The organism is Tepidibacillus sp. HK-1, from assembly GCF_001748485.2.
Taxonomy (GTDB): domain Bacteria; phylum Bacillota; class Bacilli; order Tepidibacillales; family Tepidibacillaceae; genus Tepidibacillus_B; species Tepidibacillus_B infernus.
Genome location: NZ_BDGM02000009.1, coordinates 38,509 through 58,904, shown reverse-complemented (window position 1 = coordinate 58,904; position 20,396 = coordinate 38,509). Strand labels below are relative to the sequence as shown.

Sequence of the window (20,396 nt, the reverse complement as noted above, 5' to 3'; positions counted from 1 at the left end):
TTATCACATAAAGATCATAAAGATATTATTGTACTCTTTTTTCCCTGACCTTAGGTAGGATTTTCTTAATATCTACTTTTCTCTCTTTCTTCCAAGTAGAAGGTTCGTGCTCATCAAATTGTTCTAAAAAATCAATGACCTCCTTAGTTAAAGGTGTTGGAGTTGAAGCTCCAGAAGTTACAGCTACGGTTTGCTTTCCTTTGAGCCATTCGATATCTAGCTCAGACAAATCTGCAATCCGATAAGCAGGGACTCCGGCAATTTCTTCTGAAACTTGGGCCAAACGATTAGAATTATTACTTCTAGGATCCCCAACCACAATAACTAGATCACTATCTTTTGCTTGTTCAGCTACTGCTTCTTGTCGAGTTTGAGTCGCCATACAGATTTCATTATAAACCTCTGCATGGGGAAATTTTTCTAAAACCTTCTTCATCACATGAGCAACATCCCATTGGCTCATGGTTGTTTGATTTGTCACGATAATTTTATTTGATTCAATCTCTAATTGTTCTACATCTGCCTCTTTTTCAACTAAATAAACTTGCTCAGGTGCAACTCCAATCGCCCCTTCTGGTTCAGGGTGACCCTTTTTACCTATATATATAACTTTATAACCTTGCATTGTTTTTTCCTCAATAAGAATATGGGTCTTGGTTACATCAGGACAGGTTGCATCAATGACAACTAATCCTTTTTCCTTCGCCCTTTTTTTTACTTCTGGTGAAACGCCATGGGCAGTAAAAATAACCGTTCCTTCATCAATTTGTTCTAGTAAGGCTAAACGATTTTCCCCATCCAAGGAAATAATATTCTGTTCTCTAAACGCTTCAACCACATGTTGATTATGCACGATCATACCTAATATATAAATAGGTCGTGGTAAACTTTTGTCCAAGGCTGCATTTTGTGCCAAAACCATGGCATCTACCACACCATAACAATATCCTCTTGGAGAGATTTTAATGACATTCAAAGTATTCTCCTCCTCATATACATATACTACTCTATTGTAACATCTGTAGATAAAAACACAATGGAGCGGAATTTAATATTGCAGTCTTAAAATATTCAGAATATAATAATTCCTATAATGAACGTTATATAATACATACTATTTTACACAATAGTATATCACATATTATTTGCAGCAAATTATTCGACTTCTAAAACAAAATGGGGAGGATATCATAATGAGTACAAATGTGGAAGAACTAAATCTTAGAAACCTACTAAAGGGGACAAACGTTTATTTTAATCTTGAGGTACCAAAGATTATTGAACTAGCGATTCAACGTAAGGAAGGAATTTTAACAAAGACAGGTGCATTATTGACGACGACTGGCAAATATACTGGACGTTCTCCAAAAGATCGATTTATCGTTGATGAAAAAGAAAATCACGACAAAATCGCCTGGGGTATTGTAAACCAACCGATCAATGAAGAAATTTTCTATTCACTCTATCAAAAAGTATTACAATATCTTCAAGATAAAGAGATCTTTGTTTTTGATGGGTATGCTGGTGCAAATAAGAAATATCAATTACCGATTCGTGTTGTAAATGAATTCGCATGGCATAATCTATTTGTACAACAGCTTTTCATCCGCCCCACTAAAGAAGAATTAGAGAGCCATCAAGCTGAATTTACTGTTATCTCGGCCCCCGGTTTTAAAGCAAACCCTACCGTTGATGGAACAAACTCTGAAGCTTTTATTATGCTTAATTTAAAGGAAAAAATCGTCTTAATAGGTGGTACAGAGTATGCAGGTGAAATGAAGAAATCGATTTTTAGTGTCATGAATTTCTTATTACCACAGAAAAATGTCCTATCGATGCACTGTTCAGCCAATGTAGGGAAAAACGGCGATGTGGCTTTATTCTTTGGTTTATCTGGCACGGGAAAGACCACCCTCTCAGCAGATCCAAATCGTTATTTAATCGGCGATGATGAACATGGCTGGTCTGATGATGGAGTCTTTAATATTGAAGGTGGATGCTATGCGAAATGTATTCGCCTCTCTGAAGAAAATGAGCCACAAATTTGGAATGCCATCCAATTTGGTAGTGTACTAGAAAATGTGGTAATTGATGATAACCGTAATTTAGACTTTGATAGTGATGCTCTTACAGAAAATACCCGTGCTGCTTATCCGCTACATTATATCCCGGGAGCAGTCATCCCTAGCCAAGCAGGACATCCTCACGTAGTCATCTTTCTTACTGCGGATGCTTTTGGTGTATTACCTCCTATCTCTAGACTAACAAAAGAACAAGCAATGTATCATTTCTTATCAGGTTATACGAGTAAATTAGCAGGCACAGAACGGGGTGTTACTGAACCAGAGGCCACTTTCTCCACTTGTTTTGGTGAACCATTCTTACCATTATCTCCAACCATCTATGCGGAGATGCTAGGAGAGAAAATCACTAAACACCAAGCAAAAGTCTATCTTGTGAATACTGGTTGGTCAGGTGGACCTTATGGTGTTGGACAACGAATAAAGATCGCTTATACAAGGGCAATGGTCACAGCGGCTTTAAATGGTTCAATCGAAGAAGCTGCTTTCATAAAGGATCCTATTTTTGGTTTTGGTATTCCTACCCAGATTCATGGTGTACCTGAAGAAGTCTTGCAGCCTAAAAATACTTGGGCAGACCAAGAAGCCTATGATCGTCAAGCCAATGAATTGGCAAAACGTTTTATCCTTAATTTTAATAAGTTCTCACAAGTATCTGAAGAAATTAAATCAGCTGGACCAAAAGTTACTGAATAAGAAAAGGTTTGTATATTCCAACGCACTCCAAAGTTCGCTGTTTAGGAATATACAAACCTCTACTATTTTTCTTAGTTCTCTTATTTGTTTGGGTCTAGTGTGATTAGTCGATATATACTTCCTAAGATTCGATGCTCATTTTTGAGCTTGAACCCTGCCAATTCTAAATTCTTCATTGTGTCTCGATTAATATTTGCCCCGATCATTCCTACGACTAACGGGTTTATCATATCCATCATTTTTCCCATCATCGGTTGATCACTTCGCATGTGCTCTAACATTCGAATTGTTCCATTTGGTTTAACAACTCTACGAATTTCCTTTAATCCTTTAATTGGATCAGGGACAGAACAAAATACACAGGTGGTAACCACTGCATCAAATGAATTATCTTCAAATTCCATTTGTTGTGCATCCATTAGTAACAGTTCAGCATTTGCTTGATACTGTTTTAACCGTTCTTTCGCTTTTTCAAGCATATTGGGACTAAAATCAATAGCCGTTACAAAACCATCCTTGGGATAAAAGGGAATATTCCTTCCTGTTCCTACTCCCACTTCTAAAATATGTCCACTAAGTCCTTTATACACCTCTTGTCTCCATTTATCTCGAATGATGACATCCATCCAATCATACACATGGGCTACACGATTATACCGTCTACGAATAATCTCTGTTCGATCCATCTTTTATTCACTTACCTTCGTCAAATAGTCATTCCTTTTCAATTGCTTTGATGTTACTAAAATTTATTTCATTAAATCTGGATATAGCGCTTTTGCTATGCTTTCTAAACCATCGATGATCCGTGGTCCTGGTCGATTCACGATGTCACTATCTAGATCTACCACTCGTTTATTTTTAATCGCATCAATGTTTTGCCAACCTTCTTTTTTCATGATGTTTGCTACGGCATTCTTATCATAGTATCCATATGTAGTAAGGATCACTTGTGGGTTTTTTGAAATAATTTTTTCTTCATTATATTTTATCCAACCTTGGTCTTCAACGATATTGATTCCTCCAGCTTCCATTACTAATTCATCCATAAACGTTCCTTTTCCCGGTGTGTATAAATCTGGAGAAACAGCTACAAACACACGTACTTTTTCTTCTGGTTTCAAAGTAGCTAATTTTTCGTTTATCGATTTTTGTTTTTCCTTCATTTTAGAGACGACTTCTTTCGCTTGTTGTTGCGTATTGGTGACAAGACCAACTTTTTCAATCGTTTGATAGACGGCATCTAAACTTTGTGGGTTAAATTGTAAAACAGGTATCTTTAATTCACGAATTTTATCTGTCATTTCTTTGTTATGAGAACCTAACAAAATTAACTCTGGGTTTAATTTAACGATTTGCTCGATGTTTGGATTTAAACCTTCTTGAAAAACATACTCTACTTTTTTCTGAACATCATGCGGATAATTATCGTACTTCGTTACTGCAACAACTTTTCCTTCTAAACCTAAGGCAAAGAGTGTTTCTGTGTGACTAGGAATTAAGGATATAATACGCGTCGGTTCTTTTGTGATCGTAACCTTTGTTCCTGTATCATCTATAATGGTTAATGGGTAGGTTGTTTTTAATGTTTCTTCTTGTTTTTGAGCTTGATTTTGAATCGTTTGTTCTTGTGGTTTTGCAGCTTGTTGCCCACATCCGGTAAGAACACCCAACAATAGTAAAATAGCACTTAACAAAAGCAAACTTTTCTTCATAAAACTTTTTTTCAACATCTTAATCTCTCCCTTGTTCATAGTATCATGAATGATTTAAAAAATATAGTGATCGAAAAATTGAACATATACTGGTCGTAGAGAATGAATGAACCAATCTTCTAGATTCTCAAACATCTTTTCTTTTCGTCTTGAAAATGCGACTCTATCTTTTCTTGGTGGTAATCCATATTTCTCTCGTAGTCGTTCTAACCACTCATGTCGAAAATGATCTGAATCAAAGATTCCATGAATAAAAGTTCCCCAAGCTGGTAAGTTCGGATGATGAAACCCTTCAAGAGTTCCATTTTCTAATAAAAACATACCTTCTTGTTTTTCAGTCCATTCCACCATCCCCATATGAATTTCATAGCCAAAAATAGGTAGCTTAGAATGAACCTTTTTCCCTTTCACACGGACGGTTTTCTTTTCCTTCTCAAATCTTGTAACCATTGGGAAAAAGGCAAACCCTTCTCGTGATAAAACATTTGATTCGATCAAATCTGGATCCAACAATCTCTCACCAAGCATTTGGTATCCACCGCATATTCCGACTAATTCTCGCTGTTGTGCTACATGATCAACTATTTTTTGCCAAAATCCAGATTGCTGCAAAAACTGCAGGTCTTCCATTGTATTTTTTGTTCCTGGCAAAATCACAACATGAGGATTACCAAACTCTTTCACATTATTTACATAGCGAATTTGAACATCCTCTTCTAGCTCTAATGGAATAAAATCGGTGTAATTCGATATATACGGGTACTTCACAACGACAATGTCTAAGTCCGCGTTTTCTTTTGCCTTTTGTTTTTGCTGTAAAGCCACCGAATCCTCTTCTTCCCATTCTGGTAATGGATAAAAAGGAAAAACAGCAAGGACCGGAATATCTGTGTACTTTTCAATCCACTCGATTCCCGATTGAAACAACTGAAGATCTCCACGAAATTTATTAATAAAAATTCCTTTCACCCTTTTTCGCTCTTCTTCTGTCAACAATTGCAGAGTCCCTACGATTTGGGCAAAAACTCCCCCACGATCAATATCAGCAACCAAAATCACATCTGCATTGGCCCACTCGGCGACCTTCATATTCACAATGTCCCGATCTTTTAAATTCATCTCAACAGGACTACCTGCGCCTTCAATGAGGATCAAATCGTACTCCGCTTGTAGTTTCGCTAATGAGTCTTGAACGATTTTTTTTAGTTCTTCATGTTTTGTCTCACGATAATCCCGAAAATTCATTTGTGCGATCGGTTTCCCGTGAACAATCACTTGTGATGCGTATGGATTGCTTGGTTTCAGTAGAATCGGATTCATATGTTCTGAGGCCACGATCCCAGCCGCATCGGCTTGCAAACCTTGGGCTCGTCCTATTTCTTTCCCATCTACTGTGATATAGGAATTTAAAGCCATATTTTGCGCTTTAAAGGGAGCAACAGAAACATTTCTTTGCGAAAAGTAACGACATAATGCTGTGACAATCCTACTTTTCCCGACATCAGAACCTGTACCCACAATCATTAAAGCCTTAGCCATCTTTACTTTCCCCTTCATCGACTTCTCTCATTTCTTTGTACTGCCAATTCAGATAAAAAAGAGAGCCAGGTCGAACATTTAATTCATAAAAAGACGTATGGTGAATCATTGAATAAAGAACCCGAATCGGACCTCCATGTGTGATAACAAGCATCGATTGACTAGCACTTTCCTCTACCCATTGATCAAAAAAGGAAATCAGCCGTGATTTTAATTGCTGTAAGGTTTCCCCATTTGGCGGTGAAATTTGCCAAGGGTCATGAAGCCATTTGACAAATAACTCTTGTTGATTTTGGTACAACCCATCATAATCTTTCAATTCCCAATCGCCAAAATTCAGTTCTTTCAGCCGCTCATCCTGCATAATAGGAATATTCATGTTCAGTTGTTTACGAATGATCTGCATCGTCTCTATTGTCCTTTTCATTCCGCTATGCACCATCATTTCAACCCGGTGTTGTTGCAAGAAAGGAACCCATTTTAAGATCTGATCATCATTTTGATCAAGTAAAGGCGGATCACTGCTTCCAAGCAATATTCCTTTTTCATTCCATTTTGTCAATCCATGTCGGAGTAAATAAAAGTTCATGTCTCACCTCGATAACAGAACAAACATAAGCCAAAGCAGTGTTTCTCCCCCTTCAATGAACCAGCCATAAACATCCCCTGTTAGTCCCCCTAATTTTTTTGTAAAATACACGCCAAATAAAAGGACAAACCCCATAATCAGGAGCAACATCAATAGGGAATAAGTACTCAGCCAAAATAATGGTAGAATCCAAACAAAAGTGACTATGAAAGTTTTCAGTGTTAGAGCTTCCTTTAACATCCTTCCGATCCCTTCCTTGCGCGCATAGGGAAAACGATATACCGCCAATACAACACCAAAGCGGGCCAGCAAAGGAGCAAAAAGAAATGCTTCTAGGGAAAACTTCGCATCAATACTTAGCAAACTCGATGCCTTTAACGCAAATAAAATAACAAATCCGATCACACCCATAGCTCCGACACGACTATCCTTCATAATCGCAAGCATTTTTTCTTTATCTCGGCTACTCCCAATCCCATCAAAAACATCCATCCAACCATCTGCATGTAACCCTCCTGTTATCCATAAAAGGAAAGAAACCAACAGGATCGAATGAACCGTTCTTGGGAACCAATCAATCGTGATTTGCTGAAATAAATAAAGGAAAAACCCAATCATCCAACCTACAGCAGGAAGGTAGAGAATCGAACGTTTCATCCTCTCTTGATCATAATGTATGGCATATGGAACCGGAATACGGCTAAAATATTGGATTGCCATCCAAAACGAATCAATTTCATTCATTAATCGCCTAATTTTGCATCACCCCTTTCATATCGTCTTTGATCAACATCGGGATTCCAGCTACGACTAAATAGACTTGGTCTGCTACCTTTGCTAATTTTTGATTGGTCCAACCTAGCAAATCCTGATAGATTCGGCCTAAAACATTCATTTCAATTCCACCAAACCCGACCTCATTCGTTACAAGAATTGTAGGTTGGTTCGTTTTCATAAGTGTCTGAATAAAGCGATCAATTTGCTCTTCTACTATTTTGACCCCTTGTTCTGATTCCCACATTTCTTTTCCCATTGGATCTTTTTGTAATAAAAGATTAGAAACCCACACTGTAACACAATCGAGTAAAGTGACAGTATCAGCTGAAGCCTTTTTCTTTGGAGCAAAGTATTGATCAATCCATATTGGCTCTTCGATAATCTTCCAATTTGTTGGGCGATTTTTTTGATGATGGAGAATTCTTCTTCTCATTTCTTCATCTTTAGCTTCTGCAGTTGCAAGATAACGAACATGCCTTTCATATTGACTGGCTAAAGATTGGGCAAAATTAGATTTGCCACTTCTTACTCCACCTGTAATCAAGGTGACGTTAGCTTGAGGATATGTCAAACTGTTTCAACTCCTTTAAAAGCTCAAGGTTTTCTTCCCGTGTTTTGATGGCTAAGCGGATAAAATGATCATCTAGTCCTGGAAAAGAATGAGCCAAACGAATAGCGATTCTTTTTTTCTTTAACTCTTGTTCAAGTCGATCTACGGAAAAAGAAGTGTGTACCAAATAAAAGTTCGTCGTTGTGGGGTAAATGTGATACCCATCGATTTGTCTCATTTCTTGGTAAAACCACTTTTGTTCCTGATGAATCCATGCCCGCGTTTCTTCCCTAAATGAAATGTCATCAAGTAAAATTATCCCTACCTGTTGTGCCAACGCATTGACTGTCCAAGGGTCTCGTATCAACTCCATGGAATGAACCAACCACGAAGGTCCAATCGCATATCCTAGTCGAATCCCGGGAATGGAGTAAAATTTAGTCAAAGAGCGCACGAGGATAAGGGGAGTATCTTCTTGAAACAGTTGTATTAACCCATATGGCTCACTTGTAAATTCAATAAACGACTCATCGACCACTAAAAGGGCCTGCCGATCTTTCACAAGTTGGATCACTTCTACCATTTTTTCTAAAGAAATCATTTGACCTGTTGGGTTGTTCGGACGACAAATATACAGTAAATCCCCTTTAGATAGAATCGCTTTTAATCTTTCAAGGGGAAATATAAATCGATCTCCATCTATCTCATAAAAGATCCGTTTTATTGGAACATTTGCCGCTTGTAATGATGCTTCATATTCTGAAAAAGTAGGATGAACAACAATTCCTTGATTCACACGTAGTACCCTTGGTAAAAGAAAGAAAAGTTCTGCAGCGCCATTTCCAATCACGACTTGTTCTTGATTCACTTTTAACTTTTTCGCAATTTGTTCCTTAAAAAGATACGCTTGTTCCAATGGGTATTTACAAATCCACGGTCGATCACTTTGCTGTAAGAAATCCATAATCAAAGCTGGAGGCCCTAATGGATTGGTATTAATACTAAAATCTAGTTTTGCCCAAGACTTACTTCCATGTTCCCTTTTACTCAATAAAGGGATATGTTCCTGTAACCATTCTTTCACCAAATCACCAACCTAATTGGTAAAATAAAGCGACCAAAAGATCACCGTGTACAAGCCAATAAAGATTCCACTTACACTATATAACAACTGAATCGTTTGTTGAATATGCTCAACCTGAAGCGGTATAAGATCATCCCCCATATACGCTCTTTTTTTGGGTTGGCCAAAATAAATATTGACCCCTCCTAAGCGGATATGTAAAGCCCCAGCAACACTCGCTTCTGGGATGCCACTATTCGGACTAGGATGTAAATGTGCATCTCGAAACCAAATAGAAAGAGACTTTTTTGCATCCAATTGTAACAACCAAGCTGCTAAAACAATGAGAACACCGGTGATCCTTGCAGGGATATAATTAAGTAGATCATCAAATCTTGCGGAAGCAAAGCCAAAATCACGATAACGTTCGTTTTTATACCCACACATCGAATCAAGGGTGTTGGCTGCTCGATATACCATTGCCAACGCAGGTCCACCTAATATGGCGTAAAATAGTGGAGAAATTACTGCATCGACAATATTTTCTGCAATAGTTTCAACCGTTGCCCGAATCACTTCCGATTCATCCATATGATCAGTATCCCGACTAACGATATAACCAACCTGTTTTTTCGCTTCTTCTAGTTCTTTTGCCTTTAATAAAGAGAACAACTTCTTCCCCTCGTCTGCTAAACCTTTCGTTGCAATGGTGGTTGAAATGAGCCAAGCGCCTACCAACAACGATAACCAAAGATGAACCTGATTCATTACAAATAAAATGAGCCATACCAATCCATAACTACTGCCAACAATGATAATGACTAAAATAATCCCTAATAACCGCTCTGAAAAATGGAAAGTAAATCTTCGTAAAAATGTTTCCATGTTTCGAATAGCTTTGCCAATCAACACCACGGGATGTGTCAATTGCTTTGGATCACCAATCCACAAATCAATGAGAAATGCAGCGATCACTTGCCAATAAAGATATTGATCCATACTCTATCCTCTGTCGTTAGTTTTGAGATACGATTTTATTTGCTACGTTTGCCTCTTCAAAAGTAGCCATTTCTTGAAATAGATGTTGAGCAGAACGAAGTATTGGAAGAGCTAGGATTGCACCTGTTCCTTCCCCTAGTCGTAGGTTCAATTGTAATAATGGATAAATTTGCAACGCTTGTAACGTATGTCGATGTCCTGGCTCCTCAGATTGATGGGAAGCAATCATATAAAGTACACTCTTTGGTTCAATCTTTGCTGCAATCAATGCCGAAGCACCCGTATTAAAACCATCGAGCAGAATAGGAACTCGCTTATAAGCAGCAGACAAAATCATCCCTGTCATCGCTGCAATTTCATAACCACCAAATGTAGCAAGAACCTCGATTGGATCATTAGACTGTAGGTTATGGAATTGTAATGCTTGTTGAATGACCTTTTTTTTATGCAACCACTGATCTGAATTCAAACCAGTCCCTCTACCAACAACTTCATCAAGAGGTCTTTTTAGCAATGAAGCTGCAATCGCTGCACTCGATGTGGTATTTCCAATCCCCATTTCTCCAATTGCTAATCCTTTTGCACCATTTTCTACTTCCATCACCCCTAAATCAAATCCGACTTGAATCGCCTCTATTGCTTCTTGTTTGGTCATCGCTTTTTCTTTGAGAAAATTCCGGGTGCCTTGTCCAATTTTCTTTTGGATTAAGAGGGGATTATCGATGGAATCTTTCATTCCCACATCGACCACTTTTAACGACACATCGTGTTGGCGTGTTAACACATTAATCGCCGCTCCACCATGAAGAAAATTATGAACCATTTGTGTCGTCACTTCGGAAGGAAAAGCGGAAACTCCCTCTTCTGTTACTCCATGGTCCCCTACAAAAACAAAACTTGTAATCGGGTCAACACGGAAACGAGTCGTCTGATAAATGCCTGCCAATTGAATGGCCAAATCTTCTAACATTCCCAAACTACCCTGTGGTTTTGTCAATTGATCTAAATGGGTCTCTGCTTCTTTCATTACATTCACATCTAACAATTGAATCTTATCAATAGCCGTTTGCCAATTCATGTTCTTTCCTCCTCAATATTCAATTCCTTTGACAGCTGGAATTCCTTCATTATAGTAATGTTTTACTTCTTGAATTTCAGAAACAAGATCTGCTTGGTTGATGAGTTCTGGTTTAGCATTACGACCTGTAATCACCACATGTAACGCTTTTGGTCTTTGTTGAAGTAATTGAATCACTTCTTTTAGTGGAAGAACATCATCGATGGGAAAATCAGTGATTGCTAAAGCATTATTCAACTCGTCTAATACAATTAGATCGTAAGAACCAGACATTGTTTTTTCTTTAACTAATTCCCAAGCCCTGTTTAACGCTTGACGATGTTCCTCTGCCGTTTTCGTCCAGGTAAAGCCGATACCTAATTGAATAATCTCAATCCCTAACTTCTCTAATGTCTTTTTTTCTCCATAATCCCTTTCAGGTGATTTGATAAATTGAAAGATGCCTACCTTTAGACCCTGACCGAATGCTCGAACGGCTAGTCCAATTGCAGCTGTCGTTTTTCCTTTTCCGTTTCCCGTATAAATGATCGTTAAGCCTTTTTTCGTTTCTTTCATCAATTTCTCTCCTTTCTTCAAGTGAATTTATCTTTTTTTTTGATATTCAACTGCTTTTTCTAACCAATGAATAACCATATTCGGATTTGAAGGAAAGTAGAAGTGTGTATATCCAGCTACTAGATTTTCCTGATGGTAACCATCCGAAAATTCTCCGCCTAATCCCTTTACCTTATACGCATATGGGTAGTTTTCAATCGTTGGAATTAATCTAGAATAGTGAAATTCGTGTCCTCTTGCTGTCTCTCCTTTGTTTAATAATACTTGTTGCATAAGTGCTGTGATTTCCCGATATCCTAATGCAGCCAAACGTTGTTGCATTTGAACTTTCGCTGGAATGATCCCAACCATCTCATACGAATTTCCATTGTGATCAATAATCTCCTCAGTTAAGAACATATAACCGCCACATTCGGCAAATGTTGGCATTCCCTGACTGATCTTTTTCCGAAAATCCGCGATTATCTTTTTCTGGGCTGTTAATTGAGCAGCAAATTCTTCCGGAAATCCCCCTCCGATATACAATCCATCTGCATCAACAGGAATGGTTTCTCCGGCCAAGGGACTAAAGTATTGAATTCTTGCTCCGTATTGTTCTAGTAGCTCTAAATTCTCTGGATAATAGAAATGAAATGCTTCATCTTTAGCCACAGCAATGGTGACAGGATAACGTCGCTCAGAAAGTGATTGGAACATAGGACTATGGTTAACAATGACTTCCTTTGCTTTTTTGGCAATTTGTATGAATTGATCGAGATCAATATGCTCTTCTATCGATCCTGCTAATTGTTGAAATAATGGATTAAGTTCCCCTCGTTCAATTGCTGGAACAAGTCCTAAATGTCTTTCCGGTATACTCATGATTTGATTTTTGATTAAATAACCAATCACTGGAATTCCTGTCACATCTTCGATCGCCTTTTTTACCAATTGATAATGTCGATATCCTCCTACTTGATTGACAATCACTCCGGCAATATTTATCCGGGGATCCATTTGCTTAAACCCAAGGACCATCGCTGCAGCACTTCGGGCTACTCCCTCTGCATTGATGACCAAAACGACTGGAGCGTTTAATAATCGGCTAATTTCCGCAGTACTTCCTCTGTCACTTAGAGGGTCTTTGCCATCAAAAAAACCCATTACACCCTCAATTATTGCAAGATCTGCACCAAGTGAACCGCGAATAAAGATTTCCTTCATGATTTCTGAATCAACCATCCAAGTATCAAGATTCCTTGACTCCCTTTTTGTCACTGCAGTGTGATATGTAGGATCAATATAATCGGGTCCTACTTTAAACCCTTGAACAGTGATTCCTCTTTTTACTAGAGCAGCCATTATACCAATCGTTAACGTCGTTTTCCCTACTCCACTTCCTGTCCCAGCAATGACAACTCTTGGAATCTGTGTTTTCATCGATTTCCTCCTTTCTCTAATCTACCAATGGAAATCGTAACATTCCCTGCTTTTTTCTTTTGCAATAGAAGTTGATTCGTTGTAGCAGATAAACTAGCAGCAGGTTCACTCACCCCATAAACCCCAATATGACGATAAACCGTTTCTGAAGGGTGTTGAATGGATACCTGATTTAATTTATCTTTTGTATAGAAAACGATTGGCCATTGATACTTTTGACGAATCTCTAATAATCCTAATTCATCCCTTTTTAAATCAATGGTTGCGAGATGGTCAATACTCTTCCAAGACAATCTTTCCTCTTCTAACGTTGAAAAGATGACAGACTCGATTTCCGAAGCTGATGTACCACGATTACATCCGATTCCAACCACTAATGTTTTCGGACGGAAGAGAATGGTCTTCTCAGGGAGATGACTCCATTCATCTTGGTGAAGTAATCGATCGGTAATGACAATTGCCCCTTGATAATCTTCCTTAATTCTACTTTCACTTGATATCGAAGAATAAAACGTAAATTGTTCAGAACGAGGAATCGAAGAAGGCCACCAGTCCCTTTCTCCAACTTCTTGAATCATCGCTATTTTTTCGTCATTCACAACCGCTGCACTTACCGCAGTAACATGTTGTACAGAGTCTAGCTGCCAACCATATTGAACTCCTAGCAAATCAACAGCTAATTTTTGGTTGACATCAGACGAAGTGGTAATAACTGGAACAGCCCCTATTAAATTGGATACTTGATTGGCTAAATGGTTAGCCCCTCCTAAGTGTCCAGATAAGACACTAATGACATACTGGCCAATGTCATCTAAGACAACAACTGCTGGATCAGTCCTTTTATCCTTGATAAGTGGAGCAATGATTCGCACAACAGCTCCAAGTGCCATAAATAAGATTAATCCTCGATAGGATAAAAATAAGGAAGATAAGAGCGTTGCCATACTACCATCAACTACGTAAATACCCTTTTCTTCTTCATCTCCGAAAACCCATTTTTTGGGATAATAAAGATCACTATCAGGTAATTGCTCATGCAGAAATCGTGCTTGACTTACTCCTTTTTTTGTAATTGCCACAATCGCATATGCTTTCTTCACCATTTACTCCCCTTTTCGATATCCGTGGCTAAATCGACCATCATACAATTTGGAACGATTTTTATCGATATCCAGATGATTTTGAAAAACGTTGCCGGCCAAAATCATCGCATGGGAGTGAATATTCTCTTTCTTCAATTCTTCTACCACTTTTGCCAATGTACTTTGGATCATTTTTTGATCCTCCCAAGTCGCACGATATACAACCACAATCGGTGTATCTTCTGCCCATCCAGCGAATCTTAATTCCTCTACGACTTTTTCAATAAATGATGAACTTAAAAATAATGCAAGGGTACTATGGTGACGTGCTAATTCTCTTAATTTCTCCTTTTCTGGTACAGGGGTTCTTCCTTCTATTCTTGTAATGATTAAAGTTTGAGTTAGTTCGGGAATGGTAAGCTCCGCTTTGATTTGTGCAGCAGCCGCAAAAACGGAACTTACACCAGGGATGATCTCATAATCGATACCTTCCCGTTGCAATCGTCTCATTTGTTCAGATGTCGTACTAAAGATTGAAGGATCCCCAGTATGTAAGCGAACAACAAGACTTCCTTTTTGAACTTCTTCAACGATCATCTCTATTTGTTGTTCCAAGGTAAGCCCAGCTGTTTTAATCGTTTTTGCTCCTTTTTTTACCCTATCTAATAAAGAAGGATGGATTAAAGAATCGGTATAAAGAATCACATCTGCTTGTTGCAGTAATTTTAACCCTTTTACTGTGATGAGATCAGGGTCTCCAGGTCCTGCTCCAACGAAATAAACCTTATTTTCTTTCATCATGTTCTCTTCACCACCATCAATGACAAATAGGGCAACTCTTTTCCTTTTAAATCTAAAACGTTTTTATAGATGATTTCTTCGTTTGAAGTTGCTTTTGTGACTATTGCAGCCTTTTCTAAGGTATTGGTTTCGATTAAAACATCGACCAATAAATCAAGGACTTTTGCTATTTTTAGGAAAATAATCGTTTCATGTAGTTCAATCGCTTTTTTCATGTGATCTTTATTTCTCGTAGCTGGAATAATTCCGACCTGTGCATCGCCATCAGCCAATGGTAAATGTAATGAAGCCGCGGCACCAAAAATTGAAGAAATTCCCGGAATCGATTGGACGGTAACCTCTGGATGAAGGAGTCCCATATATCGATAAAGATGAATAAATGTACTATAAAATAAAGGGTCTCCTTCTGTAAGGAAGGCAACATCCTTTCCCTGCTGTAAGTGGCGAAATACTGCTTCTATTGCTTCTTTCCATTGCTGTTCGATGATTTCTTTATTTTTGGTCATCGGGAACAGTAAAGGAAGTAATTGCTGCCGTTTTGTATCAATAAAGTTCCTTACAATCGACAAAGCATAACTCGTCTCATTTACCGCCTTTATTGGAAAAGCAATCACCGGTGAATTTTTGATCACCCGTAATGCTTTTAATGTGAGAAGTTCGGGATCGCCAGGGCCAATGCCAATACCAAAAAATTGTCCGATTTTATGCTCTTCCATCTACTTCTTCCTTTCTTTTTCCTTTTGGATTCGTTGCTGTGACAATATAGATTGGATTTAAACTCTCAAATCCTGTTTTACTAGCAATCGGCTTACTTCGAGCAATCTGCACAAGTGTAATTTTCGGTGAACATCCCCTATTTTCAAAAAAATGTAATGTTTCTATCAATGTTTCCATCGTAATGGCGTTCACAATCACCCTTCCGTTTTGCTTCAGCCGATGACAGCCTAGCTGGAGGATTTCTTCTAACCTCCCATTGCTCCCTCCAACAAAAATCACATCTGGATCGGGAAGATCGTTTAAACAATCTGGGGCTTCTCCATGGATAACTGTAAAATCCGTACGAAACTTCTTCATATTTTTTCTGATAAAGTCTACATTTTCAAAATCTTTTTCAATCGCATAAACTTCAGTATCTGGCTGATATTTGGATGCTTCAATGGAAACAGAACCTGACCCAGCTCCAATATCCCAGAGAATATCTCGTGGTCTTAATTTCATTTCTACTAAACTTAATACCCGTATCTCTTTTTTGGTTATTAATCCTTTTTTTGGCTTTTTTTGATAAAATTCTTCGTCTTCGATTCCTAAATTCCAACTTTGAACGGCTGGAATTTCTTTTCGTTTCCGCATTATGACGATATTTAACGGCGCGAATGTTTGATCAGCCGCTTCTTCAAGAGATAAGAGATAAATCTTTTCATTTTTTCCACCAAGGTATTCACCAATAAACATTTCATACTCATCAAATCCATAGTTTAGTAGATACTGCGCAATCATTGTTGGTGAATGGACAGCATCCGTTAACAGAGCAATCTTTGCTTTTCCATCGATTCTTTGGGCTAACCCTGTCAATGACCTCCCATGTAAACTTTCAATATAACTATCCTGCCAAGAATCTCCCAACCTAGCAAATGCTAATTGAACTGAACTTAGGTGAGGATAGATCGATAGATTTTCGCACCCTATAATGTCAAGAAATAAACGGCCAATTCCATAAAAAAGTGGATCACCTGAAGCAAGAACAACCACCTTTTTGTTGATTGCTTTCTCCTTCAAACGATGTAGGATAAATGGTAAATCCCCTCTTAAAATCCATTTTTCTTTTTGAAAATCGGGAAAATAGGAAAGTTGTCTTTCTCCACCTACTAAAATATCTGCTTCGGCAATCCATTTTCGGTAGTGAGGAAAAATTCCATTTTCTCCATCATCACCGATACCAATGATCTTCATTTTTTCCATTCATCCATCTCCACCCTCCCAAGAACTCTTCCCAATTTTGAAACAAGAATGACCTCTAGGATTAATCCTCCTTGAATATAAGAAAGACTCTCTAAAGCGACTAAACGGCAAATTTCTGCAAAAAAAGATGGTCTATTTTCTTCGATGATGATTTTCTCAACCCATGCAGCCGTATTGGCTTGTTTAATTTTTTCTTGAACAGAATCTGAAAAGTGAAGCCGGTTTGCAATATTAGCTAGAAATTGAAAATCAATACTCGACTCTTTTGAATGAACCATCATTTTCCCTTGCGCAACCTTGGATAGTTTCCCAATCATCCCTAAGATGGTTACCTTTTTTGTTCCTAATCTTTTCGCTTGTTTTAAAGCAAAACCAACAAATTCACCCATTTGAACAAAGGCCATTTCCTCTTTTTCCTTAAAAATGTTTTGCGCGATCTTTTCACTTGTACTCCCAGTCGTTAAAATAAAATGGTCAATCCCATTGATTCTGGCAACACGAATCGCTTGAACAATACTAGCCTGGTAAGCATCATGAGAGTAAGGAATCACCGTACCTCTTGATCCTAAAATGGAAATCCCACCAATAATCCCCAATCTAGGATTTAATGTTTTTTTCGCTAACTCTTCACCATTGGGTACCGAAATGACCACTTTTACTCCTTTTGTAAGTTGATAAAAATTTAATAGCTGTTTTACTTCTTTCTCGATCATGCGTCTTGGAACAGGATTGATTGCTGCTTCGCCAATAGGGACCGGTAATCCAGGTTTGGTTACTCGACCAACCCCTTTTCCACCGTCTATCTCGATTCTTTCTTCATTAAGCCATGAAACGGTTGACAAAATTAGCGCTCCGTGGGTGACATCTGGATCATCGCCTGCATCTTTGATCACACCTGCCATTGCAAAGGTTAGGCTATACGTAGAGTTTTGAATGGGAAATCTAACCTTCTCACCAATCGGCAACTGGATTTCAATATCAAGAATTTGGCTCTGCTCAATTAACATAAGTAAAGCTGCTTTTGTTGCAGCAGTTGCACAGGCTCCTGTGGTATATCCGCTTCGTAATCCTTTTTTCTTACTCATTCTACATCCTTATCAACTTGTTGAGCCATCAGTGAGAGAGCATTCACAATTGCTGCAGCCACTGGGCTTCCACCCTTTCTTCCCTGATTGGTAATATAGGGAACATCTAATTTCTGTAATTCTTCCTTTGATTCTTTTGCAGATACAAAGCCAACAGGAACGCCGATGATGAGATCGGGCTTTGCTTTTTCCAATTTTATCAGCCGAATCAGTTCTAGAAGTGCTGTTGGTGCATTTCCAATGGCAAAAATCCCACCCTCTATTTGACTTGTTGCCTTTTGCATGGCAATAATCGAACGCGTCGTGTTTTGTTCTTTCGCTTTCTTAACTACATCCTCATCCCGTATATGACAAATGATTTGTCCACCAAAATGAGTGATGCGAGATTGATGGATTCCTGACTTTACCATTTCCACATCCGTCACAATTTTTTTTCCTTGGCGAATTGCGAAGATACCCGCTTTCACTGCTTCTGGATGAAATCGTAAACTTCTCCCTAATTCAAAATCCGCGGTCGTATGAATCACCCTTTTGACAATTGGAAATTGTGCATCTGAAAAGGAATGATTACCGATTTCTTCTTCTATCATTTCAAAACTTTTCAACTCAATCTCCTGAGGTTGAGTCGTTATTGGCGAAAATTCTACGAAAAAATCCATATCCCTCACCTTTCGTTGATTTCATTTACAACTCATTTACTAATGTTTCTCTAGGTATTTCAATAAATCTTCAAAATGATGAAACACAATTGGATATTGTAGTTTGGGCCTTTGTATCACGATCGTCTCAATTCCCATTTGAATGGCACTCTCTACCTTTTCTAAAAATCCTCCTTCTTTCCCACTTTCCTTTGTAATTAGAAGATTGATTCCATATTCTTTATAGATGGCTTGGTTCAATCCAGCTGAAAATGTTCCTTGCATGGCAATGATATTTTCCTTTGGTATTCCTAATGATTCGCACTTTTGTAGGTTCTCTGCCGTAGGCAAGATGCGAAAAATAAGCCGAATATTTGGCTCCCCTAACAATGTTTTTGCAAATCGATCAATTTTATTGATTCCTGTAGTTACGAATACAACACCTTTTTTTTCTCTGATCCATTCAATGGCTTCTAAATAGGAAGATACGAAATGAAGGTATTGGTTCTCATTTAGAACTGTTGACGGCCGCTCATACCGTAAATAAGGTATTTTTACTTCTTTTGCTACTTCAATCGCATATTTTGAAACGAGTTCTGCATAAGGATGTGTCGCATCAATAATGGCCTTAAATTTCTTTGCAAGGACCATTTCTAGCATTTGTTCTTTCGTTAACCTTCCAATATTAATGGGGATGTTTAGAGATTTATATTTTTGGGCAGCTTGTTCTGTGACCACACTTACGGATACCTTCTTATTATGTTGAAGTAAAAAAGCAGTTAGTTCTCTTGCATCTTTTGTTCCTGCTAATACTAACATTTTATCTAACCTCTGCTTATGGTTCTTGTTCACTTATTCATGATGGTGATGATGACCATTATGGTGATGTACGTGATCATGGTGATCATGATGATGTTCATGATGCGAATGATGGATGAAGTTAATACGGTACATACATTGGTCACAATTAAGGGCTGGTTTCCCCTCTAATGCTTCAAAGGCACGGTCAGTGAGAACATCGATTAATTTGTGATCAAGCCCTAGATATGGAGCTCTTTTGATCTTTTGGTTTGGATATAATTGTTGATAATGTTCGATCATTTGATCCATTCGTTTGATCAATATCCCCGTAAATAAGAAAAAAGGTAAGATATAAATGTTTTTTGCCCCTGTCGCAATACATCTTTCGATTCCTTCTGTAAACGTCGGCTCTGTTATTCCCATGAAAGCAGGTTCCACCCACTTAACTGGGATCCGTTCCCATAATAACCGCATGATTTTGTAAAGATCGCTGTTTGCATCGGGATCACTACTTCCCCTCCCCACTAGTAAAATGGCTTCCTCTTTTCTTTGTTCCCCGCTTTCTCCTTGAAAACCTATTTCTTTCAGACGATCTGTGAGAATTTGTAATGTTACTTCATGAATCGCGATAGGCCTTCCGTATGTAAAAGTGATACCTGGATATTTCACTTTTGCTTGATCAATCTCATTAGGAATATGTATTTTAGCATGACCAGCGGAAAAAAGAATAATAGGAACGAGAGCGATTTTTGTTGCCCCTTGACGAATACATTGATCCATTCCTTCAGAAACTGTGGGAGTGGTTAATTCTAAAAAACAAGTTTCAATAATCGGTACCGATTTTATTCCCCGGATTCTTTGTGCTACTTTTTCTGTAAAACGAAGTACTTCTTCATTTCCTTCTGAATCTCGACTCCCATGCCCGACAAATAAAATGGCTTCCATTTCTTCTCCCCCAAAATTTATCAT

21 protein-coding genes are annotated in these 20,396 nt (G+C 38.2%); 1 reads left to right on the top strand and 20 read right to left on the bottom strand.

Annotated elements, in window-relative coordinates:
• Positions 1-25: 25 nt before the first annotated feature.
• Positions 26-976, bottom strand: coding sequence for a 4-hydroxy-3-methylbut-2-enyl diphosphate reductase (locus tag BEN26_RS06355; protein WP_069800795.1), 951 nt, complete (start codon positions 974-976; stop codon positions 26-28).
• Between the two features lie 217 nt (positions 977-1,193).
• Here BEN26_RS06355 and pckA point away from each other — a divergent pair, with 217 nt between their 5' ends.
• The gene (gene pckA, locus BEN26_RS06350; RefSeq protein ID WP_069800797.1) at positions 1,194-2,777 is read left to right on the top strand and encodes a phosphoenolpyruvate carboxykinase (ATP); all 1,584 of its coding nucleotides are present in this window, start codon (positions 1,194-1,196) and stop codon (positions 2,775-2,777) included.
• 80 nt (positions 2,778-2,857) lie between these two features.
• On the opposite strand, the gene BEN26_RS06345 is transcribed toward pckA, so the two are convergent.
• The 19 genes from BEN26_RS06345 to BEN26_RS06255 all read right to left on the bottom strand — a co-directional run bounded on the left by BEN26_RS06345 (position 2,858) and on the right by BEN26_RS06255 (position 20,372).
• Complete coding sequence (locus BEN26_RS06345; protein WP_069800799.1) at positions 2,858-3,463, bottom strand: class I SAM-dependent methyltransferase; 606 nt, start codon at positions 3,461-3,463, stop codon at positions 2,858-2,860.
• Between the two features lie 63 nt (positions 3,464-3,526).
• Positions 3,527-4,510 carry an ABC transporter substrate-binding protein gene (locus BEN26_RS06340; protein ID WP_201024186.1) on the bottom strand — a complete coding sequence of 328 codons (984 nt, stop codon included), beginning with the start codon at positions 4,508-4,510 and terminating at the stop codon, positions 3,527-3,529.
• Between the two features lie 36 nt (positions 4,511-4,546).
• Positions 4,547-6,031 (bottom strand): cobyric acid synthase, encoded by a 1,485-nt coding sequence (locus BEN26_RS06335; protein WP_181482223.1) that lies wholly within the window; start codon positions 6,029-6,031, stop codon positions 4,547-4,549.
• Positions 6,024-6,620, bottom strand: coding sequence for a histidine phosphatase family protein (locus BEN26_RS06330; protein WP_069800803.1), 597 nt, complete (start codon positions 6,618-6,620; stop codon positions 6,024-6,026). Before BEN26_RS06330 ends, BEN26_RS06335 begins: the two co-directional genes overlap by 8 nt.
• Before the next feature lie 3 nt (positions 6,621-6,623).
• Positions 6,624-7,364, bottom strand: a complete 741-nt coding sequence (cobS, locus tag BEN26_RS06325; RefSeq protein ID WP_084818889.1) for an adenosylcobinamide-GDP ribazoletransferase — start codon at positions 7,362-7,364, stop codon at positions 6,624-6,626.
• A gap of 7 nt (positions 7,365-7,371) precedes the next feature.
• A complete protein-coding gene (gene cobU, locus BEN26_RS06320) occupies positions 7,372-7,968 on the bottom strand; it encodes a bifunctional adenosylcobinamide kinase/adenosylcobinamide-phosphate guanylyltransferase (RefSeq protein WP_068725933.1) in 597 nt (198 codons plus the stop codon).
• A complete protein-coding gene (locus tag BEN26_RS06315) occupies positions 7,949-9,031 on the bottom strand; it encodes a pyridoxal phosphate-dependent aminotransferase (RefSeq protein ID WP_069800805.1) in 1,083 nt (360 codons plus the stop codon). The genes cobU and BEN26_RS06315 overlap by 20 nt, the downstream gene beginning before the upstream one ends.
• Positions 9,032-9,043: 12 nt before the next feature.
• Positions 9,044-10,009 carry an adenosylcobinamide-phosphate synthase CbiB gene (cbiB, locus tag BEN26_RS06310; protein ID WP_069800807.1) on the bottom strand — a complete coding sequence of 322 codons (966 nt, stop codon included), beginning with the start codon at positions 10,007-10,009 and terminating at the stop codon, positions 9,044-9,046.
• Between the two features lie 16 nt (positions 10,010-10,025).
• Entirely contained in the window at positions 10,026-11,087 is a 1,062-nt protein-coding gene (gene cobT, locus BEN26_RS06305) for a nicotinate-nucleotide--dimethylbenzimidazole phosphoribosyltransferase (RefSeq protein ID WP_069800809.1), read from the bottom strand.
• 12 nt (positions 11,088-11,099) lie between these two features.
• A complete protein-coding gene (cobO, locus tag BEN26_RS06300) occupies positions 11,100-11,642 on the bottom strand; it encodes a cob(I)yrinic acid a,c-diamide adenosyltransferase (protein WP_068725942.1) in 543 nt (180 codons plus the stop codon).
• 27 nt (positions 11,643-11,669) lie between these two features.
• On the bottom strand, positions 11,670-13,061 hold the full coding sequence (locus tag BEN26_RS06295) for a cobyrinic acid a,c-diamide synthase CobB (protein WP_069800811.1): 1,392 nt from the start codon (positions 13,059-13,061) through the stop codon (positions 11,670-11,672).
• Positions 13,058-14,164 (bottom strand): cobalt-precorrin 5A hydrolase, encoded by a 1,107-nt coding sequence (locus BEN26_RS06290; protein WP_069800813.1) that lies wholly within the window; start codon positions 14,162-14,164, stop codon positions 13,058-13,060. Before BEN26_RS06290 ends, BEN26_RS06295 begins: the two co-directional genes overlap by 4 nt.
• Complete coding sequence (cobM, locus tag BEN26_RS06285) at positions 14,165-14,944, bottom strand: precorrin-4 C(11)-methyltransferase (protein ID WP_068725949.1); 780 nt, start codon at positions 14,942-14,944, stop codon at positions 14,165-14,167. It abuts the gene before it with no gap.
• Positions 14,941-15,660 carry a precorrin-2 C(20)-methyltransferase gene (cobI, locus tag BEN26_RS06280; RefSeq protein ID WP_069800814.1) on the bottom strand — a complete coding sequence of 240 codons (720 nt, stop codon included), beginning with the start codon at positions 15,658-15,660 and terminating at the stop codon, positions 14,941-14,943. The genes cobM and cobI overlap by 4 nt, the downstream gene beginning before the upstream one ends.
• Complete coding sequence (locus tag BEN26_RS06275) at positions 15,647-16,903, bottom strand: bifunctional cobalt-precorrin-7 (C(5))-methyltransferase/cobalt-precorrin-6B (C(15))-methyltransferase (protein WP_069800817.1); 1,257 nt, start codon at positions 16,901-16,903, stop codon at positions 15,647-15,649. The genes cobI and BEN26_RS06275 overlap by 14 nt, the downstream gene beginning before the upstream one ends.
• A complete protein-coding gene (locus BEN26_RS06270) occupies positions 16,891-17,988 on the bottom strand; it encodes a cobalt-precorrin-5B (C(1))-methyltransferase (RefSeq protein WP_069800818.1) in 1,098 nt (365 codons plus the stop codon). Before BEN26_RS06270 ends, BEN26_RS06275 begins: the two co-directional genes overlap by 13 nt.
• Positions 17,985-18,647 (bottom strand): precorrin-8X methylmutase, encoded by a 663-nt coding sequence (locus tag BEN26_RS06265; RefSeq protein ID WP_069800820.1) that lies wholly within the window; start codon positions 18,645-18,647, stop codon positions 17,985-17,987. Before BEN26_RS06265 ends, BEN26_RS06270 begins: the two co-directional genes overlap by 4 nt.
• Before the next feature lie 39 nt (positions 18,648-18,686).
• Positions 18,687-19,445 carry a precorrin-6A reductase gene (gene cobK / locus BEN26_RS06260; RefSeq protein ID WP_069800822.1) on the bottom strand — a complete coding sequence of 253 codons (759 nt, stop codon included), beginning with the start codon at positions 19,443-19,445 and terminating at the stop codon, positions 18,687-18,689.
• Positions 19,446-19,478: 33 nt separating this feature from the next.
• On the bottom strand, positions 19,479-20,372 hold the full coding sequence (locus BEN26_RS06255; protein WP_068725962.1) for a sirohydrochlorin chelatase: 894 nt from the start codon (positions 20,370-20,372) through the stop codon (positions 19,479-19,481).
• Positions 20,373-20,396 lie beyond the last annotated feature (24 nt).

Bases quoted from the DNA above. Each gene is read 5' to 3' on its own strand.
- cobK (WP_069800822.1), bottom strand. From the start codon at position 19,445: ATGTTAGTATTAGCAGGAACAAAAGATGCAAGAGAACTAACTGCTTTT.
- BEN26_RS06290 (WP_069800813.1), bottom strand. From the start codon at position 14,164: ATGGTGAAGAAAGCATATGCGATTGTGGCAATTACAAAAAAAGGAGTA.
- BEN26_RS06340 (WP_201024186.1), bottom strand. From the start codon at position 4,510: ATGTTGAAAAAAAGTTTTATGAAGAAAAGTTTGCTTTTGTTAAGTGCT.
- BEN26_RS06255 (WP_068725962.1), bottom strand. From the start codon at position 20,372: ATGGAAGCCATTTTATTTGTCGGGCATGGGAGTCGAGATTCAGAAGGA.
- BEN26_RS06330 (WP_069800803.1), bottom strand. From the start codon at position 6,620: ATGAACTTTTATTTACTCCGACATGGATTGACAAAATGGAATGAAAAA.
- cobT (WP_069800809.1), bottom strand. From the start codon at position 11,087: ATGAATTGGCAAACGGCTATTGATAAGATTCAATTGTTAGATGTGAAT.
- cobS (WP_084818889.1), bottom strand. From the start codon at position 7,364: ATGAATGAAATTGATTCGTTTTGGATGGCAATCCAATATTTTAGCCGT.
- cobM (WP_068725949.1), bottom strand. From the start codon at position 14,944: ATGATGAAAGAAAATAAGGTTTATTTCGTTGGAGCAGGACCTGGAGAC.
- cobO (WP_068725942.1), bottom strand. From the start codon at position 11,642: ATGAAAGAAACGAAAAAAGGCTTAACGATCATTTATACGGGAAACGGA.
- cbiB (WP_069800807.1), bottom strand. From the start codon at position 10,009: ATGGATCAATATCTTTATTGGCAAGTGATCGCTGCATTTCTCATTGAT.
- BEN26_RS06335 (WP_181482223.1), bottom strand. From the start codon at position 6,031: ATGGCTAAGGCTTTAATGATTGTGGGTACAGGTTCTGATGTCGGGAAA.
- BEN26_RS06270 (WP_069800818.1), bottom strand. From the start codon at position 17,988: ATGAGTAAGAAAAAAGGATTACGAAGCGGATATACCACAGGAGCCTGT.
- pckA (WP_069800797.1), top strand. From the start codon at position 1,194: ATGAGTACAAATGTGGAAGAACTAAATCTTAGAAACCTACTAAAGGGG.
- BEN26_RS06275 (WP_069800817.1), bottom strand. From the start codon at position 16,903: ATGGAAAAAATGAAGATCATTGGTATCGGTGATGATGGAGAAAATGGA.
- cobI (WP_069800814.1), bottom strand. From the start codon at position 15,660: ATGGAAGAGCATAAAATCGGACAATTTTTTGGTATTGGCATTGGCCCT.
- BEN26_RS06345 (WP_069800799.1), bottom strand. From the start codon at position 3,463: ATGGATCGAACAGAGATTATTCGTAGACGGTATAATCGTGTAGCCCAT.
- BEN26_RS06265 (WP_069800820.1), bottom strand. From the start codon at position 18,647: ATGGATTTTTTCGTAGAATTTTCGCCAATAACGACTCAACCTCAGGAG.
- BEN26_RS06295 (WP_069800811.1), bottom strand. From the start codon at position 13,061: ATGAAAACACAGATTCCAAGAGTTGTCATTGCTGGGACAGGAAGTGGA.